Consider the following 26708-nt stretch of genomic DNA (forward strand, 5'->3'; position numbering starts at 1 on the left):
TAAGGCTTCTAACCGTCGGTGCAACGGGATAGCCTAATCCATAACTAGCGGTTACGCTGGTGTTCTTAGGAATCCCCCACTTCAAACAGCTCGCAAGAGCAGTTAAGTGGCGGGTAGTTCAAATGAAAGATACTCCATCTTGTAACAAGGCAGGATTGGTAAAAGGCCGCAGCAAACAAGAGTTATACTTCAAAAAATAAAATTTTCCAAAAAGATTCAACCAACCTTTTGTTTTTTGTTAAAATAGAGAGAATGATAGAATACTTGTCGATTTGAAAGTGGGTGGCATCTTGGGTAAGATAATCGCAATTGCAAACCAAAAAGGAGGCGTAGGCAAAACCACGACTTCTGTGAATCTGGGAGCTTGTCTCGCATACATAGGAAAAAGGGTTTTGCTGGTCGATATAGATCCTCAGGGAAATGCGACAAGCGGAATAGGCATCGAAAAGGCGGATGTTGACCAATGCATATACGATATTTTAGTTGATGATATTGATGTGAAAAAGGCGGTCAAGCCCAGTGCAGTGGAAAATCTTGATGTGATTCCCGCTACTATACAGCTTGCAGGAGCAGAGATTGAGCTTGTTCCCACTATCTCCAGAGAGGTTAGGCTGAAGCGCGCTCTGGAGGGAATTAAGCAGAACTACGATTATATTATTATCGACTGCCCTCCCTCTTTAGGACTCTTGACTCTGAATGCCCTGACGGCCTCCGACTCTGTCATTATTCCTGTACAGTGTGAATATTACGCTTTGGAAGGACTCAGCCAGCTTTTGAATACTGTGCGGCTTGTCCAAAAGCATTTAAATACAGAGCTGATGATAGAAGGTGTCCTTCTGACCATGCTCGATGCAAGGACAAACCTTGGCATTCAGGTCATTGAGGAAGTAAAGAAATACTTCAGGGATAAAGTATATAAAACGATTATTCCCAGAACAGTCAGGTTAAGTGAAGCACCCAGTCATGGTCAGCCTATTATTCTCTATGATCCTCGCTCAAGAGGAGCAGAAGTGTATTTAGATTTGGCAAAGGAAGTGGTTGGAAATGGCTAAAGGATTAGGAAAGGGAATTAACGCACTTTTTTCCAATATGGAGGCCTCCAAAGAAGAGCTCGTCCAGGAAATAGAGCTGAAACTGCTTCGTCCAAACCCATATCAGCCTCGTAAAGTCTTCCAGGAGGAAGCTATTCAGGAATTGAAAGAGTCCATTCTGGTTCATGGCATACTTCAGCCAATCATCGTAAGGAAAAGCATTAAAGGATATGAGATTGTGGCCGGGGAAAGGCGTTTCCGGGCAGCTAAAGCTGCCAGCTTCAAGACCATCCCTGCAGTTGTACGAGAACTTTCTGAACAGCAGATGAGGGAAATCGCACTCCTCGAAAATCTTCAAAGAGAGGATTTGTCTCCTCTGGAGGAAGCGCAGGCTTATCAATCCTTGCTGGACTCACTGAACATTACCCAGGAAGAGCTGGCAAAAAGACTGGGTAAAAGCCGTCCTCACGTCGCAAACTATTTGAGGCTGCTGACTTTGCCGGAGTCTGTACAGAATCTGCTGGCTCAGGGAAAACTGTCAATGGGCCATGGCAGAACCTTGCTGGGCTTGAAGAAAAAAGACAAGCTTCCTCTCTTAGTGGAAAAGGTTGTCCGGGAACAGCTGAATGTCCGGCAGGTGGAGCAGCTCGTTCAGCAAATGAATGAACATGTTCCACGTGAAACAGAAAAACGAAAGCAGTTGGAAAAGTCTCCTCTTATAAAAGAAAAAGAGTCTTCTTTACGAGAATATTTTGGGACATCTGTATCGATTTCCCGCAGCAAGAAAAAAGGAAAAATTGAGATTGAGTTTCTCTCAGAAGAAGATCTTGAGCGAATTCTTCAGCTTCTTGGAGAAAAGAGAGATATATAGAATAGAATGAGCCATCTTATCAGGTGGTTTTTTTACATGCTTAGGGGGTACGTCTTGTGGTCTTATTAGGTAGTATCATCAATGCTTTAGGAATCATAGCGGGAACGATTATCGGCCTTCTGCTTCGAAGAATTCCTGAACAGATGAAACAAACTGTTATGGTTGGAATTGGATTATCTATTATTGTGTTAGGAATCGATATGGCGCTGCAAAGCAGAGATTTCTTTTATGTCATCATCAGCCTTGTCATTGGTGCAGTAATTGGCGAGCTCCTGAACCTTGAAGGAAAACTGTATGCTGTCGGAAAATGGCTCGAATTTAAATTTGGAAAAAAAGGCTCGGAGAATAGCAGCATATCTCAAGGGTTTGTTACTGCCACGCTCATTTTTGTAATTGGAGCGATGGCGATTATTGGTGCAATGGATAGCGGGTTGCGCGGAGATCATTCAGTGCTTCTTACAAAATCGATGATAGATGGTTTTACAAGTATTATACTGGCAAGCACATTGGGAATAGGTGTCATGTTCTCTGCTGTACCAGTATTCTTGTATGAAGGTTCTATTGCCCTGCTGTCCAATGTGATTCAGCAGTCTATCGCTGACTCCCTGCTGCAGGGGCTGATTTCAGAACTAACAGCAACAGGCGGAGTATTGATAGGGGCAATTGGCTTGAACATGCTGGGTATTATCTCAATCAGGGTTGCTAATTTGCTGCCAAGCCTTTTGATGATTATGTTGATTGTGATTGCTCAATATCTGTACTTCTAGTAACAATGCTGATTTCACTCAGCCACTTTTTCTTTTGGGAAGCTCTTCTTGCTATATAAATGCTCTCAGCTTCTTTAATACTTTCAGCAATAATATCTGCCATAGCCATGACTAAATGAAGCCTTGTGTTTTGCAGAACAAAATATTCCATAAAACCGCTGACATTCACAATGCCTGTTATGTGCATGCTGCCGACTTCAGGGAGAATTTTATTCACGCCTGCTCCTGGTCTCAAAGGTCCCGGACTGGCAAGGAATGTTCCAACGCTGTTTAATTTTCCCAAGCATGCATCAATGGCAATGATATAAGGGAATTTATGTTTTTTATTAATATATTCTATCGTATCTTCAAGATTAACAGCATGAACTGGATCCTTTAACGTGCCGTAAACAGGAAATTGGGATAGCTGCCGGTTCAGCTTGGCGCCCACTAAAGGCCCGAGACTGTCTCCCGTGGAACGGTCAGTTCCGATGCAGAGGATTACAATCGGCTTATATCCAAGCTTCGGAAGCAATGCTGTAATGCTTTCCGTCAGCAATGGAACAGCCAGCTGGTTTTCATATGAGATGCGGTCTGGTTCTTTCGGAGATAAAAATCCTGGCTTCAGACTCATGAAATCCCTCCCTTTCTTTAAGTAGTAATAGTATACGGATTTTTTTCCATTAATATACATAACGTGCTGGAAAATTGAATTATCTTCTTATTGATTTTGATACCCAAAAATGGCAGTAAACACATCATTTTTTTATTGAAAACTTTCATGTAATATGCTACAGCTATGAATCAGCCTGAAAAATTGATAAAATAGGTCCATTAAGTTTTAAAAAAGGTGATTACTTTGAAGAGACTAAACGATATATGGGATAGGGCTGCTGTTCATATCACGAATGAAAATCTCTGGTTTGCGCTTGGAGAAGGGTTCATTAAAATCATAACCATCCTTGTGCTTTCTTCTGTGATTATTAGAATCGGCAAATTAACAATCAGAAAAGTATTTTCCTTTCGTACAAAGTCACCGCTTCGGATTTCGGAACGCCGGGAAAATACGCTGTCCAGGCTTTTAGAAAATGTGCTGACTTATACGGTTTATTTTGTTACTTTAATGATGGTGCTGGAAACGTTAACCCTTGATGTGCGTGCCCTGCTGGCCGGAGCAGGAATTGTCGGGCTTGCTGTTGGCTTTGGAGCTCAAAACCTTGTAAGAGATGTGATTTCAGGCTTTTTCATTATTTTTGAAGATCAATTTTCAGTTGGTGATCACATTCGGGTTGGCACCTTTGAAGGAACTGTAGAGGAAATCGGTTTAAGAACAACCAAAATCAAAAGCTGGACAGGCGAGCTTCATATTCTTCCTAACGGAAACATCAATGAAGTAACGAATTTTTCCCTTCATAACAGTGTTGCGTTTGTGGATGTAAGTATCGCTTATGAAGAAAATATAGAAACCGCAGAACGCGTGCTGATAGATCTTCTTGCTGCTTTGCCGGATAAGTATGAAGATATGGTAGCACCGCCGGAACTTCTTGGCGTGCAGGCGCTGGGCAAATCAGACGTTGTTCTAAGGGTTGTTTCTGAAGTATTGCCAATGCGGCACTGGTATATAGCAAGACAGCTGAGGAAGGAAATCAAAGATGCACTTGATGCTCATAACATTGAAATTCCCTTCCCGCGCATTGTGATGTATAACCGGGATGAAGAAATGAAAGGGTGATAGGCATGCAGGATAAGGATTTTGGGTTAAATGATGTTGTGGAAATGAAAAAGCCGCATCCATGCGGTGCAAACCGCTGGAAAATTATCCGAATGGGTATGGATATCCGCATAAAGTGCGAGGGATGCTCTCACAGCCTGATGATGCCGCGCCGGGAATTTACGAGAAAAGTAAAAAAAATACTCATCAAGCATATTGCAGAAGAGGCATAGGTTCAGCCTGTGCTTTTCCTGCGTCTAAAAACTGCAGAGATGGTGCTGCCGCGTGATTGGCTTGTCATTTCCTGCTATAAAAACTATAATTGTTGAAGATTGATGGAAATTGAGACTGTTTGATCGTCTTGTTATATAGATAGAAGGAGTGAAATCATAATGGCATTGACGGCTGGGATAGTAGGTCTTCCCAATGTTGGGAAATCGACCTTATTTAATGCAATTACACAAGCAGGGGCTGAATCGGCGAACTACCCTTTCTGTACAATAGATCCGAATGTGGGTATCGTAGAGGTGCCGGACGAAAGGCTGCAAAAACTGACAGCTCTTGTAAATCCGAAAAAAACAATTCCAACTGCTTTTGAGTTTACGGATATTGCAGGCATTGTAAAAGGAGCGAGCAAAGGAGAGGGGCTGGGCAACAAATTTTTGTCCCATATCCGCCAGGTAGATGCAATCTGCCATGTTGTAAGATGCTTTGCTGATGACAACATCACTCATGTGTCAGGAAAAGTAGATCCTATTTCAGATATTGAGACAATTAATCTGGAATTGATTCTTGCTGATCTGGAGTCTGTTGAAAAAAGAATTGGCCGTGTCGAAAAGCTTGCGAAACAGAAGGATAAAGATGCAGTTTACGAGTTTGAAGTTCTTGCAAAGTTGAGAGATGCTTTTGAGCAGGAGCGCCCTGCACGTTCTGTAGAGTTTACAGAAGAGCAGCTGAAATGGGCGAAGCATCTTCACCTTCTCACCATCAAGCCGATATTGTATGTGGCGAATGTGAGCGAGGACGAAGTGGCTGATCCTTCCGATAATGAATATGTAAAGCAGGTTTCAGAGTATGCCGCAAATGAGAATGCTGAAGTAATCGTTGTGTGTGCAAAAATTGAATCTGAGATTGCCGAGCTTGAAGGAGAAGAAAAGGACATGTTCCTTGAAGAGCTTGGAATTGAAGAATCCGGGCTCGATCAGCTGATTAAAGCTTCCTACCACCTGCTTGGCCTTGCTACGTATTTTACTGCGGGTGAGCAGGAAGTACGGGCTTGGACATTCAGAAAAGGTATGAAGGCTCCTCAATGTGCAGGAATCATTCATACCGACTTTGAAAAAGGATTTATCCGTGCAGAAACAGTTTCCTATGATGACCTTCTTGCTGCCTCTTCCATGGGTGCTGCAAGAGAAGCGGGAAAAGTCCGTCTTGAAGGAAAAGAATATCTTGTACAGGATGGAGATGTTATTCATTTCCGTTTCAATGTGTAATATATCTCTATAAAAAAGAGTGCTGTCCGATATCTCAGGACAGCTTCTTTCTATTTGTTGCAATATCATAAAAAGTTTGATATAATTTCAACTTGTGAGTAATTTAATTATTGCTCCTTGCCCAATAAGGGCCGTTTAGACCAAAAGGAGGTGTAAGATGATGAGACAATACGAAATTATGTATATCATCCGTCCAAACATTGAAGATGAAGCTAAAAAAGCTCTAGTTGAGCGTTTCAACAGCATCCTTACTGATAATGGTGCAGAGTTGAATGAAGCTAAAGAGTGGGGCAAACGTCGCCTTGCTTATGAAATCAATGATTTCCGTGATGGCTACTACATGCTTTTGAATGCTTCTGCTGAAAATGCTGACGCTGTTAACGAGTTCGACCGTTTAGCAAAAATCAGCGAAGATATCATTCGCCACATGGTTACTAAAAAAGAAGCTTAATTTCCATTAATGATAATAAAAAATGACTTTGGTGGATATCCATCGAGTTATTAAGAACATTCTTTTAGGAGTGATTCTGATGATGAATCGGGTTGTGTTAGTCGGCAGACTTACGAAAGATCCTGAATTGCGTTATACACCAAGTGGCGCAGCTGTTGCTACATTCACTTTAGCTGTTAATCGTGCTTTTACGAATCAGCAGGGTGAACGTGAGGCAGACTTTATTAACTGTGTGGTTTGGCGCCGTCCAGCTGAGAACGTGGCTAACTTTTTGAAAAAAGGCAGTCTTGCAGGCGTTGATGGGCGAGTACAATCCCGCAGCTATGAGGATCAGACAGGAAAACGTGTATATGTGACCGAAGTTGTTGCAGAAAGCGTACAGTTCCTTGAGCCTAAAGGCAGCGGCGGCAATAATAATAATAATAACAACAACAGCTACTATGGTGGCGGCCAGCAGGGACAGCAGCAGGGCGGTCAAAATCCGTACGGTTCAGACCAGAATCAGCCACAGCGAAATAACAACAACAACCAAGGTCGTACCAGCTTCGATGACGATCCATTTGCAAATGATGGTCGCCCAATCGATATTTCTGATGATGACTTGCCGTTCTAAGTTATTTCTAAACAATTATTATACAGGAAAGGGGGATAACTCCCATGGCAGGACGTAAAGGCGGACGTGCGAAACGTCGTAAGGTATGTTACTTCACATCTCACGGCATTACGCATATCGACTATAAAGATGTAGATCTTCTTAAAAAATTCGTTTCTGAGCGCGGCAAAATTTTGCCACGCCGTGTAACTGGAACAAGCGCTAAATATCAACGTAAATTGACTGTTGCTATTAAGCGTTCACGCCAAATGGCATTGCTTCCATACGTTTCAGGCGAGTAATATATCTAATAGATTGAAAAAAGCAGTGAGGTCTCCTTGCTGCTTTTTTTATTCGCCGCAAACTTCTATGACTGTTTAAACCTTCAGCAAGCTCCTGTACCAGACTATAAATTCCACTTTAAGGAAATGATAAGATCGATAACATCCCTTTCCCCCTCTCCACAGCAGGCCTGGACTGCTGTCAGGCGATCTTGTACATTTGGTGAACAGCTTCGGGAAATTTGCCTTCCAAAGTCTATTTCCTTACAATAAGATATGGAGTCTAAATGAGGTGACAATTTGAAACGTACAAACGCAATTACAGAAGGAGCAGTTCTTCTTGCTCTTTTTGCTATTTTTATATTTATAGCGCTCTACATACCGATTATAGGCGGAATCGCAGTGTTCTTTCTTCCTCTCCCGTTTATCGTGTATGGCATGAGGCATGGTCTGAAAAGCGCCGCAATTATGTTTGTTGCAGCACTGGCTGTTGTTTTCATAATAGGAGCAGCACCTGCACTGCCCCTTGTACTGATTACAGGCGCAGGCGGTATTGCGATGGGCTATTTCTATCGCAAGTCACAGACAGGTCCTGCCATAGCAGCAGGAACAATCGGTTATACAGGCGGGCTTTTAATTTCCTATATCATCATAGTCAGCCTTCTGGGTGTTAATATTGCTGAGCTGGCAGAAGAGTCCTTGAACCAGTCTGTTTCCATATTAGAGTCATTCGGACAGACGAGTGAAGCGCAAATTGAACAGGCCAGAGCCATGATGGATCTTTTTCAAAACATCATCCCTGCTTTTTTGTTAATAATGGGTGCGGTTATGGCGTTTATCTCCCATATTATTGCGATTCCTGTCCTGAAAAGACTCAGGATGGAAATTCCCCGGCTGAAGCCGTTTAGGGAATGGATGCTGCCCATCAGCTTGATTTGGTATTTTCTGATTGCAACCATCCTTCTCATGGTTAACCTTGATGAAGGAGGCTTTGTTTATATTGCAGTCATCAATATTTACTATGTCTTGCAAATACTGTTGGCGGTTCAGGGCTTCTCGTTTATCTTTTTCTATTTTCATCAGAAAAAGCTATCAAAAGCGATTCCTGTTCTCATCCTGATTTCTTCCTTAATTGTTCCAATTTTGCTTTATCTCATTAGAATCTTAGGTATAATTGATTTAGGATTTCAGTTGCGCAAACGAATTAAAAAAAAGTAGCATTATTTTGAACATGTTTCACTGTTGCGAGGAGTTGAAAAAATGCCAAGTTTTTATCATAAGCCCATTTTCAGGTATCCTATTTATGCATTAATTGGCGTAACAGTGACTGCCATATTTGTACTCTTTTTCTATAATTGGATCATAGGGGCAGCCGGCGCATTGCTGCTGGGAATCATTCTGTTTATGATTAAGCAGGCCGACTCTTACATTAAAGAGGAAATGGAAGAATACATTTCAACGCTTTCCTACAGGCTTAAAAAAGTTGGTGAAGAAGCCCTGATGGAGATGCCGATTGGAATTATGCTTTATAATGATTCTTTTCATATTGAATGGACCAATCCCTATATGGCATCATGCTTTGATGAGGACACCCTTGTCGGCCGTTCCCTGTATGATATGGCTGCGGATGAACTTGTCCCTTTCATCAAGCAGAACGCAGATGAAGAAACAATTGTCCTTCATGACCGCAAATTCAGAGTCATCAACAAACAGGAAGAGCGGCTGCTGTATTTCTTTGATGTAACCGAACAGATAGATATTGAGCGTCAGTATGAAGATGAACGAACCGTTCTTGCCTTTATCCTCCTTGACAATTACGATGAAGTGACTCAGGGCATGGATGATCAGACAAGAAGCAGCATCAACAGCGAAGTAACCTCATTGCTCAATAAATGGGCAACAGATTACGGCATCCTGCTGAAAAGAATTTCGTCAGACCGGTATATCGGCATATTGAACGAAAATATCCTCTCAAGCCTGGAGAAGTCCAAGTTTTCTATACTGGACGAAGTCCGCGAAAAAACACCGATGCACAATATTTCCCTGACGCTCAGCATTGGCATAGGAGCCAATGTTCAGCATCTTCCCGAACTTGGCGACTTTGCGCAATCCAGTCTTGATCTGGCCCTTGGAAGAGGCGGAGATCAGGTGGCGATCAAGCAGCCGAACGGGAAGGTGAAGTTTTACGGCGGAAAAACAAATCCTACGGAAAAACGCACCCGCGTACGAGCACGTGTCATTTCCCATGCATTAAAGGAGATTATCATTGACAGCGAAAAAGTACTGATTATGGGTCATAAGTTCCCTGATATGGACGCAATCGGTTCAGCAATCGGCATATTAAAAATCGCGCAGGTCAATGAAAAGGATGCTTACATCGTAATTAATGAAGATGAAATGGACTCCAGCATTCAGCGTCTGCTTGCAGAAGTCAGACAGCATCCTGAATTATGGTCTAAGTTTATATCTGTTGATGATGCTGCTGATCTATTATCATCAGAAACCCTTCTTGTGGTAGTGGATACCCATAAGCCTGCTCTTGTGATTGATGAAAGGCTCCTGGCGAGAGCTGATCAGGTAGTTGTCATAGACCATCACCGAAGAGGTGAGGAATTTATCAAAGATCCGCTCCTGGTTTATATGGAGCCTTATGCCTCCTCAACAGCAGAGCTGGTCACGGAGCTTCTGGAGTATCAGCCGAAGCGGCTGAAAATGAATATGATTGAAGCAACTGCACTGCTCGCCGGAATTATTGTCGACACGAAGAGCTTTACGCTCAGAACAGGATCGAGAACCTTTGATGCAGCATCCTATTTGAGAGGCAAAGGTGCTGATACCGTCCTTGTGCAGAAGTTTATGAAAGAGGACATCGGCAATTACGTTAAGCGTGCGAAGCTTATACAGAATACAGAGATTCTCCCGGGCGGAATTGCAATCGCCAAGCCTGATGCAGGCAAAGAGGAGTTTTTTGAACAGGTCACTATTGCTCAAACTGCGGATACTCTCCTCTCCATGAGCGGTGTTGCAGCATCCTTTGTTCTTGCAAGAAGAGACGAGGATACAGTTGCCATCAGTGCAAGATCGCTTGGCGAGGTGAATGTTCAGGTAATTATGGAAGCAATGGATGGCGGGGGCCATCTGTCAAATGCAGCCACACAGCTTGAAAATGTGTCTATGGAGGAAGCAGAGAAAAGTTTAAAGATTGCCATAGAAGAATATCTTGGAGGAGGAACAAAAGAATGAGAGTAATTTTTCTTAAAGATGTAAAAGGCAAAGGGAAAAAAGGTGAAGTAAAAAACGTAGCTGACGGCTATGCACAAAACTTTCTGATCAAACAAGGTCTTGCTGTAGAAGCGAGCAATGCTAATGTTTCTTCATTGGAAGCTCAAAAAAACAAAGAGAAAAAAGAGGCTGTCCAAGAACATGAGAAAGCAAAGCAGCTGAAAGAGAGCCTAGAAAAACTGACTGTTGAATTAAAAGCAAAGTCCGGCGAGGGCGGAAGATTATTCGGCTCTGTTACAAGCAAACAGATTGCTGATGAGCTTCAGAAAACTCATAAATTTAAGCTGGATAAGAGGAAAATCGACCTTCCTGACGCGATTCGCTCCATGGGTTACACGAATGTACCTGTTAAGCTGCATCCGGAAGTTACTGCAACAATTAAGGTTCACGTAACCGAAGAATAATTACTGGTGAAACTGTGATTTAGTGGAAAGTGTACAAAACTACTTGAAGCTTGATCACTTTTTTCATATAAATGAATAAGGGGTTTTTGTTAAAAAGGAAGGTGATCAGCATGAATGAGTTAATGGGTGATCGACTGCCGCCTCAAAATATTGAAGCAGAACAGGCTGTGCTGGGTGCAATTTTTCTGGAGCCCAATTCTTTAACTCTCGCAACTGAACTGCTGATACCTGAGGATTTTTACCGGGCGGCCCACCAAAAAATATATAATGCAATGATTGGTCTCGCTGATAAAGGCGAGCCTGTGGATTTGGTAACAGTGACAACTGAGCTTGCTGATGTAAATCTCTTGGAGGAAATCGGCGGCATATCCTATTTGAGCGATCTGGCGGGATCAGTTCCGACAGCAGCAAATATTGAATATTATGCAAAAATTGTAGAGGAAAAATCAATTCTCCGCAGGCTGATCCGTACTGCAAGCGGCATTGCACAGGACGGCTATACAAGAGAGGATGAAGTTGAAAATCTTCTCAGTGATGCCGAAAAAAGCATTATGGAGGTTGCACAGCGCAAAAATGCGGGTGCCTTTCAAAATATTAAAGATGTACTGGTTCAAACTTATGACAATATTGAACTGCTTCATAACCGAAAAGGCGATGTGACCGGGATACCAACGGGCTTTGCGGAGCTGGATAGAATGACTGCAGGATTTCAGCGCAATGATTTGATCATTGTGGCTGCCCGTCCTTCTGTAGGGAAAACAGCATTCGCCTTGAATATTGCACAAAACGTTGCGACCAAGACAGATGAAAATGTAGCGATTTTCAGTCTTGAGATGGGAGCAGATCAGCTTGTCATGCGTATGCTTTGTGCGGAAGGCAATATCAATGCACAAAGCCTGAGAACGGGAAATTTATCTGCAGAGGAATGGGGAAAGCTGACCATGGCTATGGGAAGCTTATCTAACGCAGGCATTTATATAGATGATACCCCCGGCATCCGGGTGGGCGATATTAGAGCCAAATGCAGGCGCTTAAAGCAGGAAAGCGGCCTGGGGATGATACTGATTGACTATCTTCAGCTAATTCAGGGAAATGGGCGCAGCGGTGAAAACAGGCAGCAGGAGGTTTCTGAAATCTCAAGATCCCTTAAGGAGCTTGCGCGTGAACTCAAGGTGCCGGTCATTGCCCTGTCACAGCTCTCCCGTGGAGTGGAGCAGCGTCAGGACAAAAGGCCGATGATGTCTGATATCCGTGAATCCGGGAGTATTGAGCAGGATGCTGATATTGTTGCATTCTTATACCGTGATGATTATTATGACAAAGAATCAGAGAATAAGAATATTATAGAAATCATTATTGCCAAACAACGTAACGGACCGGTAGGAACTGTTGCGCTTGCGTTTGTGAAGGAATATAATAAATTTGTCAATTTGGAACGGCGATTTGATGATGCCGGTGTTCCGACTGGCGCATAAAAAAGGAGCAGCTGCGGCGGCTCCTTTTTTCTTTAGGTAAGGAAGAATTACTTTCCATAGTCATCGAGATCTCCATAGAAAAGCAACAATTAGAGACTTTTACGAACAAATATTCAAGGTAAAGAAATAAATGTTCGTGTTTTGTTTGACTTTAAAGGGTAAGGCTGTTAGAATGAATTTGGTTTTAATGGAAAAAGCGATGAAATCACGGAGGTGTACATAAATGTCTTCAGTAGTAGTTGTGGGAACACAATGGGGTGATGAAGGAAAAGGAAAGATTACAGACTTCCTTTCTGAAAACGCCGAAGTCATTGCACGTTATCAAGGTGGAAACAATGCTGGACATACAATTAAATTCAACGGTGTAACATATAAGCTGCATTTAATTCCTTCAGGTATATTTTATGAAAATAAAACCTGTGTAATCGGAAATGGAATGGTGGTTGATCCTAAAGCGCTGGTAGCAGAATTGAAATATCTGCATGACCATAATGTAAGTACAGATAACCTGAAAATCAGCAACCGTGCGCATGTGATTCTTCCTTATCATTTGAAATTGGACATTGTCGAAGAAGAAAGAAAAGGCGCCAATAAAATAGGGACAACGAAAAAGGGAATCGGCCCTGCTTATATGGATAAAGCTGCGCGAGTGGGAATTCGTATTGCCGACCTTCTTGACCGGGAAGTATTTGAAGAAAAGCTTGCACGGAACCTGGAAGAAAAAAACAGGCTGTTTGAAAAAATGTATGAGGTAGAGGGCTTTCAGATTTCTGATATTCTTGACGAGTACTATGAGTATGGACAACAGATTCAGCACTATGTAACAGATACGTCGGTTGTGCTCAACGATGCGCTGGATGAAGGCCGCAGAGTTCTGTTTGAAGGTGCTCAAGGTGTGATGCTTGATATTGATCAGGGTACTTACCCGTTCGTAACATCCTCGAATCCTGTTGCAGGAGGAGTGACCATCGGATCCGGTGTCGGCCCGTCAAAAATAGATCATGTAGTAGGCGTATCCAAAGCGTATACTACCCGTGTCGGAGACGGTCCTTTTCCTACTGAGCTCAATAATGAAATTGGCGATAAGATTCGTGAGATTGGCCGGGAATACGGTACCACAACAGGCCGCCCGCGCCGTGTAGGCTGGTTTGACAGCGTTGTTGTCCGCCATGCGCGCCGAGTCAGCGGAATTACAGATTTATCTTTAAACTCCATTGATGTGTTAACAGGCATCAAAGCTCTGAAAATCTGTACTGCCTACCGCTATAAAGGTGAAATTATTCAAGAATTTCCGGCAAGCTTAAAGGTGCTGGCAGAATGTGAACCTGTATACGAAGAGCTTCCAGGCTGGGAAGAAGACATCACAGGAGCCAAAACGCTGGAAGACCTCCCGGACAACGCAAGGCACTACCTGGAACGTGTATCACAACTGACCGGAATACCTCTCTCGATCTTCTCGGTGGGGCCGGACCGTTCGCAAACAAACGTGATCCGCAGTGTCTACAGATGATGCGGGACAAGGGGACGGGTACATTGTCCCTGTTGAGCAAAGCAAACTTATCTGACTGAAACTCTCAATACAAAGGGATAGCTGATGCTGTCTCTTTTTTTGTTCTGGGACACAGGTACACCGTCCCTGCCTGCTGCGAGAAAGCTGCAGAGTTCTTAGCATATTCAAACCCTTCAGACAAAGAAAGTATTCAGCATCTTCAGCATCCCTTCAAAGTTTTTCAGTCAGTTATAAAAAAAACTCTGAAAATATGAAAATAATTCTTGTGTTGGATTTAAATATTATGTTAATATAAAAAGCGTCGCTTCGGTAACATTCATCCAAAATGCTGCTGTATAGTGTTTTCATATATGAGCCATTAGCTCAGTTGGTAGAGCATCTGACTTTTAATCAGAGGGTCGAAGGTTCGAGTCCTTCATGGCTCACTTTTGTAAGTATGGCCCGTTGGTCAAGCGGTTAAGACACCGCCCTTTCACGGCGGTAACACGGGTTCGAATCCCGTACGGGTCATTTTTTCCATTCTATTTTTAATAGAGACTATGTAAGGCCCGGTCCCGTAGTGTAGCGGTTATCACGCCTGCCTGTCACGCAGGAGATCGCGGGTTCGATTCCCGTCGGGACCGCCATATCACTGATGTTAGAAAAAGCTTGTTTATTTTCCCGCCAGCCCTTATACTTAGAAAGCTGGTTATAATACATAATGCGGCTCGGTAGCTCAGTCGGTAGAGCAATGGACTGAAAATCCATGTGTCGGCGGTTCGATTCCGTCCCGAGCCATCTTCAGGACATAGTTGATTTTGATCAATTATGTCCTTTTTGTATACATTGAACCCGCAAGGCAGGATGTATTTCAGCTGAAAAAATGCTATAATGAATGTATTGGGCAAAGAGTTCAGTTTGTGCTTTTCCCATATACTTCAATCATACGCACCTCTAGCAATTGCTAGAGGTTTTCTTTGTAACCCGTACAGGAGTGAACTTATCGGCAATTGTTTTATTTTGATATGATGATAGATAGATATAAACATGGTACATTTAAATCAGTAAGTTATCCTTACGAATAAGGGGAGAGACATATGCTAGAGAAAAAAATTCTTGTTATAGATGATGAAAAACCCATTGCAGATATATTGGAGTTTAACTTAAAAAAAGAAGGCTATGAAGTTCATTGTGCCTATGACGGCAATGAAGCTGTTGAAATGGTAGAAGAAATCAAGCCTGATTTGATTCTGCTCGACATTATGCTGCCCAGCAGAGACGGCATGGAAGTATGCAGGGAAGTTCGGAAAAAATACGAAACACCGATTATTATGCTGACAGCGAAGGATTCTGAGATTGATAAGGTGCTGGGCCTGGAACTAGGAGCAGATGACTATGTGACAAAGCCATTCAGCACAAGAGAATTGCTCGCGCGGGTAAAAGCAAATTTGCGCCGCCATCAATCTCCGGGCGCAGTTGAAGAAGAAGGCGCGACAAATGAAATTGAAATCGGCTCGCTGGTGATTCATCCCGATGCCTATGTGGTTGCAAAGCGCGGGGAGACGATTGAACTGACTCACCGGGAATTTGAGCTTCTTCATTATCTTGCCAAGCATATCGGCCAAGTTATGACACGGGAGCATTTGCTGCAGACTGTGTGGGGCTATGATTATTTTGGAGATGTGCGGACAGTGGATGTAACTGTGAGAAGACTTCGTGAAAAAATTGAAGATAACCCTAGCCATCCAACTTGGATTGTAACAAGACGTGGAGTAGGTTATTATTTGCGCAACCCTGAACAGGAGTAGTCTATCAAATGAATAAAGTAGGCAAGGTAAGCTTTTTTCGATCTATTCATTTTAAGTTTACGGTTATCTATATATTATTGATTATTATTGCAATGCAGATTATTGGAGTCTATTTCGTAGGAAAGCTTGAATCATCGCTCAGGGAGAACTTTGAAGACTCTGTCAATCAAAGGGTAAAGCTTCTTTCCTACAGCATTGAACAGGAGATTGTAAAAGATCGGAAAGAGGAAGACCCCACTCTTGAAGAAGACATTAATGCTGTTCTGTCCGATGTGGCGACAGGCGATGACAAGCTTGAAGTGCGCGTAATTGATACAGACAGCCGGGTCAGGGGAATATCAGATCCTAATAAGTTTGATATGATTGGAAAAAGAACGCCAGACGGCATGATTAAGAGGTCATTGCTGCTGGGACAGGTAGAGGAAACCGTTATGATTGATAACGGAGAAAGAATTCAGAAATCCTCCACCCCAATTTTCCGGTCACCTCAAAATCAGGATATTATCGGAGCGATTTATGTAGAAGCATCGATGGAGGAAATCTTCTCGCAGATGCGTGTAATAAACGGAATTTTGGCGTCCGGTACTGCTATTTCACTTGGCATTACCGGGATACTGGGTATTTTGCTTGCAAGAACGATTACCCGCCCCCTCTCTGACATGAGAAGGCAGGCAATTGAGCTCGCTAAAGGAAATTTCTCAAGAAAGGTAAGAGTGTACGGCCATGATGAAATCGGCCAGCTTGCTCATACCTTTAATCACCTGACCGATGAGCTGGAGGAAGCCCATTCGCAGACAGAGGATGAACGGAAAAAATTAAGCTCCGTGATTGCGCATATGACCAACGGGGTAATTGCAACAGACAGAAACGGGCACGTCATCCTGATCAATGACCCTGCCCTTCAAAAATTGAATGTTTCACGTGAAACAGCCCTGCAAATGCCAATTACCCATTTGCTGGCGATAGAAGATGAATTTTCTTTTAATCATCTGATTAAGGAACAGGATTCTCTCATTCTAGATATTAGCACGCAGGATCGCCCTTATATTTTAAGAGTAAACTTTTCTGTTATTCAAAAGAAAAAAGATCGCGTGGAAGGTTTAATTGCGGTCATACATGACATCACGGAACAGGAATTAATTGATGAAGAACGCCGCGAATTCGTTGCCAATGTGTCTCATGAATTAAGAACGCCTCTCACTACCATGAGGAGCTATCTTGAAGCGCTGGCAGAGGGTGCATGGAAGGATGAGCAAATTGCGCCTCAATTCCTGAATGTTACCCAAACAGAAACGGAGCGGATGATCCGGCTTGTAAATGATCTTCTTCAGCTGTCGAAGCTCGACAGCAAAGACTATAGATTCAATAGAGACTGGATCAACTTTACAGCGTTTTTTAACAGAATTATCGACCGTTTTGAGATGACAAAGGAACAGCATATTACTTTTAACAGGCTGCTGCCTGATGAAAGCCTGTATGTGGAAATAGATACTGACAAAATTACTCAGGTACTGGACAATATCATTTCCAATGCCCTGAAGTATTCACCTGAAGGCGGAGAAATTACGTTCAGAGTGGAAATTCAGGATAAGTATCTGGTGATCAGCGTAAGAGATCAGGGAGTCGGAATTCCAAAAGACAGTGTTGATAAAATATTTGACCGTTTCTACAGGGTGGATAAAGCCAGATCGAGAAAGCTTGGGGGAACAGGCCTGGGCCTTGCGATTGCGAAGGAAATGATCAATGCGCATGATGGTGACATCTGGGCGAAAAGCACCGATGGAATGGGGACAACCATCTTCTTTACGCTCCCTTATGAAGAAGATCAAGAGGATGATTGGACATGAAGCATGAACAAGTAAAATCGTTTTTGTTAATTGTTTTAATTGCTGCCAGTCTGTTTTTCACTTGGAACATTTGGACATATCAGCCGAACTATGACTTTGCCCAAAATCCTGAGCTTCTTCCTAATGAGCCGATTAATTCGGAACAAAGAAGCACGATTGAGGTTGTCAAACCTTATCAGATGTTTATGCATCAGGGGGGGCAGCATTTTGGAACCTACAGCGAAGCTGAAATCAATAAATTGTGGACCAGCATCGGCAAGTGGGAAATCACGGATACAAGAGATGTTTCCGCTAATTTTTCTAAAGAAGAGTTTATCAGCTGGGTTCATGGAGAGGATCAGGAAACAAAGCTGGAGGTGCTGTTCAGCGACAATCTGCCGATAGAAACGTTTCAAAGCCTGCTGAATTGGGGTTTTGAAAGTTCGGGGTATGTCTCCTTTGACCGAATGGTCCTCCCTGTCACTGATCAGCAGGATCAGCAGATTTACCTCGTTTCATATGAAGAGCAAAAGATCTTTCAGTTAACTGCAAATGCAGCGGAGGCGAAAAATATTGTGAGCGGGATGTTTCAGGATGTGAGCGCACACCCTGAATTCTTTGCCCACTCTGTCAGCCCTGAAAAAGTGCTTCTGCTTCCCAAGGAAAGGCTGAATTTTCAAAGCATCCAGATTGTGACGGAAACAATCAAGGGAGATGTGTTTAAGCAGGCGCTGTTCAGCAATCCCAGCATTGTAAATCAGGATACCAGACCGGATGGTGAAAGATATTTCACAGACGGCACACGTGTGATGGAAATCTCTCCTTACACAGGATTGGTGAAATATATTGATCCGACCGTGGATCAGCCGATTTTTATTGAAGCCAAAGCTATTCAGCAAAGCATAAATTACTTGAACAATCATGGGGGCTGGACGGATACGTACCGCTTTTTCCGGATGAACCTGAAGCGCCACGAAGTGCAGGAGGTTTCCTTTCAGCTGTTTATCAACAATCTGTTTGTGCTTCCAGATGGCAAAAGTTCAATGCCGACTGAAATCACACAGGTATGGGGAAACAACGAAATTGCGTCCTATACGCGTCCAAGCTACCGGTTAAGAACCAACCTGTCCGACGGGGAAAATTCGTCTATTGAATCGGGAGATGAGCTGCTGGCGCGAATTACCAGGGATGGCTCCATTGACCTCTCAAGTGTGGTGAGAATCATGCCGGTATACGAGCTGTCTTCTTCAGCCGAAAACATGATTGTAGAGCTGAACCCTGTCTGGAGTATTGAAGACAGAGCAGGATCACTGAAAATCGTCAATGATTTGCCTGAAAAGCTTGGAGGTAATACAAGTGGATTGGAGTAAAACAAAAACCATCTTTATCATTAGCTTCCTGGTACTCGATATCTTTTTGGCACTGCAGTTTTTTGATAAAAAAAACAGCAGCAATTATGAGCTGTCAAAAACGATTCCCATTGAGGAACGGCTGGCAGCTGAAAATATTAAGTTTCCAAATGATCTTTCAAACGCAAATCAAAAGGGCAGTTATATTAAAGGCGAGAGAAAGGTTTTCAGTGAAGAAGACTTAAAGGAGCTTACCAATCAGGAAGCCACAACGGTGCAGAATGACTCAATCAGGGCGGAACTGGAAGAGCCCCTCCGCCTGCCTGAAAGCAATTGGTCAACAAGGCTGAATACATTTGTGAGAGACAGTATTATTTTTGGCAGTGAGTATGTGTACTGGAAAAGAGATAAAGAAAAAAACCAAATTTATTACTATCAGGAATACAAGGGGAAAATTATCTTTCAAAATCCTGCCAGCAACGATATTGGGATAGGTCTTCTTATTTTGAACATTGACAGTGACAACCAGATTGTCAGCTATGAGCAGACTTATATGGATAGTATTCAGGAAGTGGATGAGCAGCAGGATATTCTCGCCCCTATTAAAGCGATTGAAGCGCTTTATGACAAAAGAGATATCAGGACAAACAGTACGGTGACGAAGGTGGAGCTCGGCTATTACACAAGATACCCGCTATCTACCACCCAGATCCTCCTTCCCACCTGGCATATTGAAGTAGACGGCAAAGATGATTACTTTGTCAATGCACTTGTCGGAGAAATCATCAGGCCCTGAGAATTAGATATAGATAATGGAGTGAACAAAAATGAGCTTGCAATTTAGTGTCCTGGCGAGCGGGAGTACGGGGAATGCAATATTTGTTGAAGCGGACGGGCAGTCCTTTTTAATAGACGCCGGCTTGAGCGGCAAACAGCTGGATGGGCTGATACAGCAGATCGGGAGGAAGCTTGAAAACCTGACAGGCATTCTTGTGTCCCACGAGCACAGCGATCATATTAAAGGTCTCGGTGTTGTGGCAAGAAAGTACAAGCTGCCGATTTATGCCAATGCCAACACGTGGAAAGCGATGGAAGGGCTGATCGGCGAAGTGGATAACGGCCAGAAATTTGAATTTGCTACAGAGTCGGTCAAAACCTTCGGAGGCCTTGATATCGAATCCTTCGGTGTCAGCCATGATGCAGCTGAACCAATGTTTTATGTTTTTCATCATGGGGAAAAAAAGCTGGCAGTGATAACGGATACGGGCTATGTGAGCGACAGGATGAAAGGGATTATCGGCAATGCCGACTCTTATGTGTTTGAAAGCAATCATGACGTTTCAATGCTGAGAATGGGACATTATCCCTGGAGTATCAAACGTCGCATTTTAAGCGATGTAGGCCATGTGTCCAATGAAGATGCTGCTTTGGCGATGACAGATGTAATCGGGGATTCCACAAAGCGAATTTACCTGGCACATTTAAGCCTGGACAACAATATGAAGGATCTCGCCCGCATGTCAGTGGAACAAACGCTGGCGAGCAAGGGTTTTTATGTCGGCGAGCAGTTTGAATTGTATGATACAGATCCGAAAAAACCAACTCCTCTTCTTGCTGTGTAGGTTCAAAATAGATTTTTTCACTTTATCATGGTTATAATATTGGTAAGAAAAGCAAACTATTCAAGTGACGGGACAAGCGTGAAAGGATGGGATGTTTTCGCAATGGGATATTATGATGAAGGCTCTGAGCGCTATAATAGAAAGCAAAAAGGAAACAGGGGCGGCTATTTTCTGGCGGGCTTAACCGGCGCCGTACTCGGAGGTCTGTTAATTGTTTTTGCCCTTCCTGCAATGGCTAACCTGAATTTGCTGCCGTATGACATGAGGATTGGAAACAATCCTGACGGCGGTACGGGAACTGAACAGCCTGCAGGTCCTGCCAGAAATGTATCAGTAGAGGTGAACACAGCTGTAACGGATGTTGTGGACAGAGTGTCTGATGCAGTAGTCGGTGTGGTCAACATCCAGCAGGCCGGCTTTTGGAATGAACGCGGAGAAGCAGGGACAGGCTCTGGCGTTATTTATAAAAAGGATGGAAACACAGCCTTTGTCGTGACAAACCACCATGTCATCGAGGGAGCAACACAGATTGAAATCAGCCTGAGCAACGGGAAAAGAATTCCTGCTGAAGTGCTTGGTTCAGATGTACTGACAGATCTTGCAGTGCTGCAGGTTGCAGGAGAGAACATTGAACGTATTGCTGAGTTTGGCGATTCCGACACTGTCCGTCCCGGCGAGCCTGTTGTCGCAATCGGTAATCCGCTGGGGCTGCAATTCTCAGGCTCCGTCACGCAGGGCATTATTTCCGGTACGGAAAGGGCCATTCCGGTTGATTCTAACGGAGACGGCCAGGTGGACTGGAATGCGGAAGTCATGCAGACAGATGCTGCCATCAACCCTGGAAACAGCGGCGGTGCCCTGATTAACATCGAGGGACAGGTTATTGGCATCAATTCAATGAAAATTGCACAATCTGCTGTAGAAGGCATTGGATTGTCCATTCCAACGAATCTGGCCAGACCGATCATTGAAGATCTGGAAACCTTTGGAGAAGTCCGCAGGCCATTTCTCGGTGTGAGCATGAGGTCGTTTGGTGAAGTATCAAGCTACCATCAGCAGCAAACGTTAAAGCTTCCGGAAGAAGTAACACAGGGTGTTGTTGTGCTGGACGTTACTCAAACATCACCAGCAGGCGAGGCTGGCATTCAGCAATATGATGTCATTGTCGAGCTGGGCGGAGATGAAGTAACAGATGTGATTGATTTGCGGAAAGTCCTCTACAATCATCGGCCGGGTGATACAATTTCGGCAGTGTTTTACCGAGGGGGAGAAAGGCAGACGGTGGAAGTCAAGCTTGGAACACAAAGATCGCAGGGAAGCTAAACAGCTTCCCTTTTTTGCGGAGCAAAAAAAGAATGCTATCGTTCTACAGTCCTACTCATCAGCAATAAATATATCCACATGTGGATAAGGAGGAAAACTAGTTGAAATCTTGCAATGAACACATAGAAACAGTGATAGATATGTATGTAGATGACCACGAAATCGCTCCGGAAATAATAAAAATTGAAGAAAACGAGAAGTTATCCACAGTATGCGAGATATGCGGTGAACCCGCGGTATATATAGTGGGGAACTAATATTCTTATACCAAATGTGGATAGGAAATACACAAATGTGGATAAGTTCTGTGGAAAACATATCGAAGAGAGGAAGTCAATGTGAATATACAAATCTGTACAGTTGGGAAGCTAAAAGAAAAGTACTTAAAAATGGGAATAGATGAATTTCAAAAGAGACTTTCTCCCTATGCAAAAATAGAAATAATTGAGGTATCAGATGAAAAAGCCCCTGAAAACCTCAGTCAGCAGGAAATGGAACAAGTAAAGGAAAAAGAAGGAGAAAGGCTGCTCGCAAAAATCTCGGAAGACACCCATGTGATTGCTCTGGCAATCAACGGAAAAATGAAATCTTCAGAGCAGCTTGCCGAAGATCTCGACAAGCTTGCCACCTACGGCAAAAGCAAAATTGCCTTTATCATCGGCGGATCCCTCGGCCTCAGCCAGACCGTCATGAAGCGGGCAAACGACACCCTCTCCTTCTCCAAAATGACCTTCCCCCATCAGATGATGAAGCTTATCTTATTGGAGCAGATTTATCGGGCGTTTCGGATTAATCGGGGGGAACCGTACCATAAATAGAGGCAAAAAACTTTGAAGATAAAGAGGCATTTTGTCGTTTGAATCAAGAAAAAAAGAGGGAGTTTCCTCTGTATCACCTGGTTCAAGATAAAGTGAGTGGATAAGTGTGAAAGTCTTGGACAGATTAACTTCGGAAAAGTCGAAATCTAGTTCAATTTTATTTACGGTACGAGAACGAGAATCAGATTGCTTTACTGTCACTATTTTTATTAATAGTTGAAAAATTTGCTTTTTCTTTTCCCTGGAGGACTGTTGGAATGCTTCAAGGTATTTTTCTTTTTGTCATGTTTGCAGGGAAGTTAGGCCCTTTGACTATGGCTTTTTCCCTTGCTAACGCAGCAGAAGCAAGAGTTAAGTATCCGAGGGAGGATATTCTTACAGGGTGAGTAAAAAGGTTTGCGTAGTAGCCAGGAATTTCTACATGTTTATTCCTTGTTTGGGGAAAGAAAGGTTACCCACTGTCAACAACATGACAGTGGGTATTTTACTTTAGAACTTGCTGTGATAATTTTCTAGCTCCCACTTGTGGACAGTTGTTCTGTACTGTGCCCATTCCTCTCTCTTCAAAGCAATGAAGGTATTGTAGACATGCGTGCCCAATATTTCTTTGGCAATTTCACTTTTATCCATTAGGACCAGTGCAGCCTCAAGGCTATCTGGAAGATGCCTTAAGCCCGCAGCATTTCTTTCGTCAACCTCCATGCTAAAAATATCCTTGTCAATTAAATCAACAGGTAACTCCCTTAACTCCATCCCTTTCAAACCGGCTTCTGCGATGGCGGCATATGCAAGATATGGATTGGCACTTGGATCGGGATGTCTCACTTCTACTCGTGTCGCATTGCCTCTTTTTGCTGGTATGCGGATAAGGGTAGAGCGATTGGAGGTCGACCAGGCAATATAGCAGGGAGCCTCGTAACCTGGCACCAGCCTTTTATAAGAGTTGACGATCGGGTTGGTGATTGCCGAAAGCTGGTCAGTATATAGCATCAATCCGTTAATAAAGTAATAAGCATTTTTTGAGAGTTTTAACTCATCTTCTGAATCAAGAAAGATATTTTGGCCGTCCTGTAGCAATGATATATTGATGTGCATTCCCGAGCCATTGATTTCCTGGACAGGCTTTGGCATGAATGAAGCGTGCAGGTTGAACTGCTTTGCGACATTCTTTACGACCCATTTATAGGTCGTTGCGTTGTCTGCTGAAGTTAAGGCATCTTTGAATTCAAAGTTGATTTCGTGTTGGCCCATTGCAACCTCGTGATGGGATGCTTCAATTTTAAAGCCCATGGCTTTCAAAGTGCGATAGATTTCCAGTCTTACCTTTTCACCAAGGTCATGGGAGGGTTCAAAATACCCACCCTGATCATGTGGAGTCGTTGTCGGCACTCCCTTATCATCCATTTGAAATAAAAAGAATTCCAATTCAGGGCCTATGCTGATTGTGTAGCCCAGCCTGCCGGCCTTTTCGATGGTCCGTTTCAAAACATGACGTGGATCCCCTTCGTATGGAGTATTGTCTGGATTATAGACACTGCAAAGCAACCTTGCCTCCGCATATCCGTCTTCTATTGACCATGGAAGAATGGAGAAGGTATTTAAATCTGACCTTAAGTACAAATCTGAATTATTGACAGGGCAGAAACCTTTGATGGAAGAGCCATCAAACATTATTTTTCCTTCAACTGCGCTTTCCAGCTGATCAATTGTAATGGTGACATGCTTCAATATTCCTTCTATATCTACGAATTGCATATGGAGCAATTCAACCTTCTTCTCGGCAATCTGCTTTTTTATATTTTCTAATTGTTCATTTTCCAATGAAATGGCCATCCAGATGTCACTCCCTGATTAAGTTAATTTGTCATGAACAGCAAAAAATCGAATAAAAAAGACTGCGCAAAGAGAACCTTTGCGCAGCCTTTTTAAGGCAGGGGAAATACACCATGCCTATTATGCAAAGATCACTCTCTTATCAACGCTTGCGAGGTTAGCTGTCGGATTCGGGCGGTAAGAGTCGCCCTACCATAAGGATTCACCCCAAGATAGCAAATGCTATCGAAAATGGTTCCCCCGCTCTTGATAGATTCAGCGTTTTAGTGGAAAAATTTTTAATATTAACTTGCTAATTTATATAAAGGCCACCTTCCCTTCTCCTACAACGCTTACGGGGTTAGCTGTCGGGTTAGGGCGGTAAGAGTCGCCCTTCCAAAAGGATTCACCCCAGGAAGCTTTCTGCTTTCCGAAAAGTGGTTCCCCCGTTTCAATAGAATTCAGCGTATGTGGTTAAAATTGATTTTTATATTACTGTCGTGGTTTTTCTTTGTAAACTCGGAAAATAGTCAAAAAACATTCAATTTCAGCTATTTACCAATAAAAACCTTTGATTTTTGACGGATTTCTTAATTTTTCATAAATCTTACACTTAATCTTTTTGCTCAAGAGCTTTCTCCAGATCCTTATCCATAATGAATACTTCAATCCGCTCGCCAATTTTAGTGCTGATATCGCTGTGACTGGAGAGAACCTTGCACCCTGTGCATTGTTCTACAATCTCCTCGAAATTTTTGCTATACATTTCCCGAAGGACCTGACGCAGTTTTTTAACGAGCTTTCTGCCGGATTCATTTGTGACGAGGTGTTTCTCCTCTACTGTTAACACTCCTTTAAACCTGAGGATCACCATGTCCTGGATGATATATGTTTTCGTTTCCTGGGGACCCCTTCCCATGAGTTCCCTCTGCAGTTTGATAAAAGATTCACTTAGCTCTGCTTCCAATTTCCGTTTAGAACATTTCATGTAATTTTTCCTCCAATAGAAAGTTAGTTTATTACTTTTTTACATTTTAGCTATTCTATCTGTAAAAAGAAAAAGTGTAAAAGCAAGAAAACTAGAGAAATAGTTAGTAAATGCCATGAAAATTAAAGATTTTAAGGTTAAATGCTAATTTCAGGTTGGATTTTCGGTGTTTTTGAGAGTTTACAAATGCAAAAAGTGGGAGTAGAATGACTTCGAAATCAAAAATTAATATTTCGGCCTAATCTCTTAAATGAGAACGGAGGACCCAATTACTTGGGGTTAATCCTGCTTTTGCAGGAGGGATGAGATTTTCTCTTTCGCCATCCTACCCGTCAGCTAACTTCGTCGGCTAAAGCGAAGGAGGTCATAAAGACCGCCTTACTCAGGGGGCTTTTTTTGTTGCACAAAAAATCATGTGGCAAAAAGGCAGCTTGACTGATCAAGTAGGTCTTTTTATTGTGCCTATTTATTAGAAAAAGTGCATGGGAGACAGAATGCAAAGGAAGCAGCTCTTGCTGTTTGCTGGGCGTTAAGTAGACCAATGGGTACTTTTTCTCCAATTAAAGTTGTTGAACAAGCATGATCTGTACATTCTTTCTATCTATGGGAGGATGCACAGCTGGTCATTGCCTTGTCTTCAGCCATGGGGAAAAAGTAAACATTGGTCTATTTTTTATTCCTGATCTCTTCTCTTTGAACAAAGAAAGGGCATGAGGGAAAATAAATTTTCGCCAGCTTTCCGCTTCCGTCCTGAGCAAAAGGCATGAAAATGTTGGCCTCTAGGTGATCGATATATGTTGGAGGTGTTGGCTGTTTTAATTACCACTAAAACAAGGGGGAAGAACAGTGGAATCGTTCACTGAAGGAAATATTCTTATCTGCATTCCAACAATTAAAGCGCTTATGGATGTCTGTGAGCAGTTGGACTTGGAAGATTCCTTTGTGTATCTCACGAAGGACCAGGACGTCCTTCATGTTCTAGAAGGAAAAGGCTGCAAAGAAATCTTCCTTTTAGAAAAGGGGCAAAAGGTAATCCACTTCGACAAGCATTTTCATAAAGTGGTCTTTCTTGAAGACAGCCTGGCTGATACATGTACGCTTGCTGAAGTGATAAAAGCCAGCATAATCGCTCCACTGATTGTGGTGACTAAAAACAAAAAGTACCCGAAGAGACTTTATGAATGCCTTGGAGCAAGGCATGTTGTCTACACCAATTGCAATGATATTACATTTTTAATCCATTAACTAAACGATATGAAAGTGGGGGTTTTACCATGTTAGACGCACTAATGACAGTTTTATTTTTTGGCCTTCCCTTATTGATGGTGGGTCTTGC

The 26708-nt window shown here is 42.9% G+C and carries 27 protein-coding genes, 4 tRNA genes and 3 riboswitches; of the genes, 28 read left to right on the top strand and 3 right to left on the bottom strand.

Translation table 11 applies throughout. The annotated features are described in order from the left end of the window. Window positions 1–290: 290 nt before the first annotated feature. The 3 genes from GJU40_RS14835 to GJU40_RS14845 are packed head-to-tail and all read left to right on the top strand — an operon-like array spanning window position 291 to window position 2669. The gene (locus GJU40_RS14835) at window positions 291–1052 is read left to right on the top strand and encodes a ParA family protein (protein WP_154308857.1); all 762 of its coding nucleotides are present in this window, start codon (window positions 291–293) and stop codon (window positions 1050–1052) included. After that, window positions 1045–1902, top strand: a complete 858-nt coding sequence (locus tag GJU40_RS14840) for a ParB/RepB/Spo0J family partition protein (protein WP_154308858.1) — start codon at window positions 1045–1047, stop codon at window positions 1900–1902. The genes GJU40_RS14835 and GJU40_RS14840 overlap by 8 nt, the downstream gene beginning before the upstream one ends. Before the next feature lie 56 nt (window positions 1903–1958). Further along, the gene (locus GJU40_RS14845) at window positions 1959–2669 is read left to right on the top strand and encodes a DUF554 domain-containing protein (protein ID WP_343031570.1); all 711 of its coding nucleotides are present in this window, start codon (window positions 1959–1961) and stop codon (window positions 2667–2669) included. Here GJU40_RS14845 and yyaC read toward each other — a convergent pair. After that, window positions 2632–3282 (bottom strand): spore protease YyaC, encoded by a 651-nt coding sequence (gene yyaC, locus GJU40_RS14850; RefSeq protein WP_154308859.1) that lies wholly within the window; start codon window positions 3280–3282, stop codon window positions 2632–2634. The genes GJU40_RS14845 and yyaC overlap by 38 nt on opposite strands. 225 nt (window positions 3283–3507) lie before the next feature. On the opposite strand from yyaC, the gene GJU40_RS14855 reads away from it, so the two are divergent. The 24 genes from GJU40_RS14855 (at window position 3508) to GJU40_RS21275 (ending at window position 22958) form a co-directional block, all read left to right on the top strand. Further along, on the top strand, window positions 3508–4380 hold the full coding sequence (locus tag GJU40_RS14855) for a mechanosensitive ion channel family protein (protein WP_154308860.1): 873 nt from the start codon (window positions 3508–3510) through the stop codon (window positions 4378–4380). Window positions 4381–4385: 5 nt separating this feature from the next. Beyond that, a complete protein-coding gene (locus tag GJU40_RS14860; protein ID WP_154308861.1) occupies window positions 4386–4592 on the top strand; it encodes a DUF951 domain-containing protein in 207 nt (68 codons plus the stop codon). A 159-nt stretch (window positions 4593–4751) separates the two neighbouring features. After that, window positions 4752–5852 carry a redox-regulated ATPase YchF gene (gene ychF / locus GJU40_RS14865; RefSeq protein ID WP_154308862.1) on the top strand — a complete coding sequence of 367 codons (1101 nt, stop codon included), beginning with the start codon at window positions 4752–4754 and terminating at the stop codon, window positions 5850–5852. A gap of 160 nt (window positions 5853–6012) precedes the next feature. Further along, a complete protein-coding gene (gene rpsF, locus GJU40_RS14870) occupies window positions 6013–6303 on the top strand; it encodes a 30S ribosomal protein S6 (RefSeq protein ID WP_154308890.1) in 291 nt (96 codons plus the stop codon). Between the two features lie 79 nt (window positions 6304–6382). Then, on the top strand, window positions 6383–6916 hold the full coding sequence (gene ssb, locus GJU40_RS14875) for a single-stranded DNA-binding protein (protein ID WP_154308891.1): 534 nt from the start codon (window positions 6383–6385) through the stop codon (window positions 6914–6916). Window positions 6917–6960: 44 nt separating this feature from the next. Next, window positions 6961–7197, top strand: coding sequence for a 30S ribosomal protein S18 (gene rpsR / locus GJU40_RS14880; protein ID WP_154308863.1), 237 nt, complete (start codon window positions 6961–6963; stop codon window positions 7195–7197). 279 nt (window positions 7198–7476) lie between these two features. After that, the gene (locus GJU40_RS14885; RefSeq protein ID WP_154308864.1) at window positions 7477–8394 is read left to right on the top strand and encodes a YybS family protein; all 918 of its coding nucleotides are present in this window, start codon (window positions 7477–7479) and stop codon (window positions 8392–8394) included. A gap of 42 nt (window positions 8395–8436) precedes the next feature. Then, a complete protein-coding gene (locus GJU40_RS14890) occupies window positions 8437–10419 on the top strand; it encodes a DHH family phosphoesterase (protein WP_154308865.1) in 1983 nt (660 codons plus the stop codon). Then, entirely contained in the window at window positions 10416–10862 is a 447-nt protein-coding gene (gene rplI / locus GJU40_RS14895) for a 50S ribosomal protein L9 (RefSeq protein ID WP_154308866.1), read from the top strand. Before GJU40_RS14890 ends, rplI begins: the two co-directional genes overlap by 4 nt. 110 nt (window positions 10863–10972) lie before the next feature. Beyond that, window positions 10973–12337, top strand: coding sequence for a replicative DNA helicase (gene dnaB / locus GJU40_RS14900; RefSeq protein WP_154308867.1), 1365 nt, complete (start codon window positions 10973–10975; stop codon window positions 12335–12337). 223 nt (window positions 12338–12560) lie between these two features. Further along, window positions 12561–13847: an adenylosuccinate synthase gene (locus GJU40_RS14905; protein WP_154308868.1), complete on the top strand. Its 1287-nt coding sequence runs from the start codon at window positions 12561–12563 to the stop codon at window positions 13845–13847. Between the two features lie 352 nt (window positions 13848–14199). Next, window positions 14200–14272 (top strand) — tRNA-Lys (locus tag GJU40_RS14910). Window positions 14273–14285: 13 nt separating this feature from the next. Then, a tRNA-Glu gene (locus GJU40_RS14915) sits at window positions 14286–14357 on the top strand. 40 nt (window positions 14358–14397) lie between these two features. After that, window positions 14398–14473 (top strand) — tRNA-Asp (locus tag GJU40_RS14920). Window positions 14474–14551: 78 nt separating this feature from the next. After that, window positions 14552–14624: transfer RNA gene (locus GJU40_RS14925), tRNA-Phe, on the top strand. 299 nt (window positions 14625–14923) lie between these two features. Next, complete coding sequence (gene yycF, locus GJU40_RS14930) at window positions 14924–15634, top strand: response regulator YycF (protein WP_154308869.1); 711 nt, start codon at window positions 14924–14926, stop codon at window positions 15632–15634. Window positions 15635–15642: 8 nt separating this feature from the next. Further along, a complete protein-coding gene (gene walK, locus GJU40_RS14935) occupies window positions 15643–17481 on the top strand; it encodes a cell wall metabolism sensor histidine kinase WalK (RefSeq protein WP_154308870.1) in 1839 nt (612 codons plus the stop codon). After that, window positions 17478–18830 (top strand): YycH family regulatory protein, encoded by a 1353-nt coding sequence (locus tag GJU40_RS14940; protein ID WP_154308871.1) that lies wholly within the window; start codon window positions 17478–17480, stop codon window positions 18828–18830. The genes walK and GJU40_RS14940 overlap by 4 nt, the downstream gene beginning before the upstream one ends. Beyond that, the gene (locus GJU40_RS14945; RefSeq protein ID WP_170289424.1) at window positions 18817–19605 is read left to right on the top strand and encodes a two-component system regulatory protein YycI; all 789 of its coding nucleotides are present in this window, start codon (window positions 18817–18819) and stop codon (window positions 19603–19605) included. The genes GJU40_RS14940 and GJU40_RS14945 overlap by 14 nt, the downstream gene beginning before the upstream one ends. 31 nt (window positions 19606–19636) lie before the next feature. Continuing rightward, window positions 19637–20431: an MBL fold metallo-hydrolase gene (locus GJU40_RS14950; protein ID WP_154308873.1), complete on the top strand. Its 795-nt coding sequence runs from the start codon at window positions 19637–19639 to the stop codon at window positions 20429–20431. Window positions 20432–20533: 102 nt separating this feature from the next. Further along, window positions 20534–21754 (top strand): S1C family serine protease, encoded by a 1221-nt coding sequence (locus GJU40_RS14955; RefSeq protein WP_154308892.1) that lies wholly within the window; start codon window positions 20534–20536, stop codon window positions 21752–21754. A 101-nt stretch (window positions 21755–21855) separates the two neighbouring features. Continuing rightward, a complete protein-coding gene (locus GJU40_RS14960) occupies window positions 21856–22011 on the top strand; it encodes a CxxH/CxxC protein (protein WP_154308874.1) in 156 nt (51 codons plus the stop codon). An 81-nt stretch (window positions 22012–22092) separates the two neighbouring features. Continuing rightward, on the top strand, window positions 22093–22572 hold the full coding sequence (rlmH, locus tag GJU40_RS14965) for a 23S rRNA (pseudouridine(1915)-N(3))-methyltransferase RlmH (RefSeq protein WP_343031571.1): 480 nt from the start codon (window positions 22093–22095) through the stop codon (window positions 22570–22572). A gap of 257 nt (window positions 22573–22829) precedes the next feature. Then, window positions 22830–22958, top strand: a complete 129-nt coding sequence (locus GJU40_RS21275) for a hypothetical protein (RefSeq protein ID WP_281350720.1) — start codon at window positions 22830–22832, stop codon at window positions 22956–22958. Window positions 22959–23061: 103 nt separating this feature from the next. Here GJU40_RS21275 and glnA read toward each other — a convergent pair whose 3' ends face one another. Together glnA and GJU40_RS14975 are read right to left on the bottom strand one after the other, a co-directional pair. Next, on the bottom strand, window positions 23062–24405 hold the full coding sequence (gene glnA / locus GJU40_RS14970) for a type I glutamate--ammonia ligase (protein ID WP_154308876.1): 1344 nt from the start codon (window positions 24403–24405) through the stop codon (window positions 23062–23064). Window positions 24406–24536: 131 nt separating this feature from the next. Further along, a riboswitch (cyclic di-AMP (ydaO/yuaA leader) is annotated at window positions 24537–24676 on the bottom strand. Between the two features lie 42 nt (window positions 24677–24718). Then, window positions 24719–24861: riboswitch (cyclic di-AMP (ydaO/yuaA leader) on the bottom strand. 136 nt (window positions 24862–24997) lie between these two features. Beyond that, entirely contained in the window at window positions 24998–25372 is a 375-nt protein-coding gene (locus tag GJU40_RS14975; protein WP_154308877.1) for a Na-translocating system protein MpsC family protein, read from the bottom strand. A 225-nt stretch (window positions 25373–25597) separates the two neighbouring features. Next, window positions 25598–25738, top strand: a riboswitch (cyclic di-AMP (ydaO/yuaA leader). Between the two features lie 480 nt (window positions 25739–26218). Between GJU40_RS14975 and GJU40_RS14980 the strand changes: the two genes are divergently transcribed. Then, the gene (locus tag GJU40_RS14980) at window positions 26219–26617 is read left to right on the top strand and encodes a hypothetical protein (protein WP_154308878.1); all 399 of its coding nucleotides are present in this window, start codon (window positions 26219–26221) and stop codon (window positions 26615–26617) included. The last annotated feature ends 91 nt before the right edge of the window (window positions 26618–26708 follow it).

Origin of the sequence: Metabacillus lacus (assembly GCF_009674805.1) — a bacterium.
Lineage (GTDB): Bacteria > Bacillota > Bacilli > Bacillales > Bacillaceae > Metabacillus_C > Metabacillus_C lacus.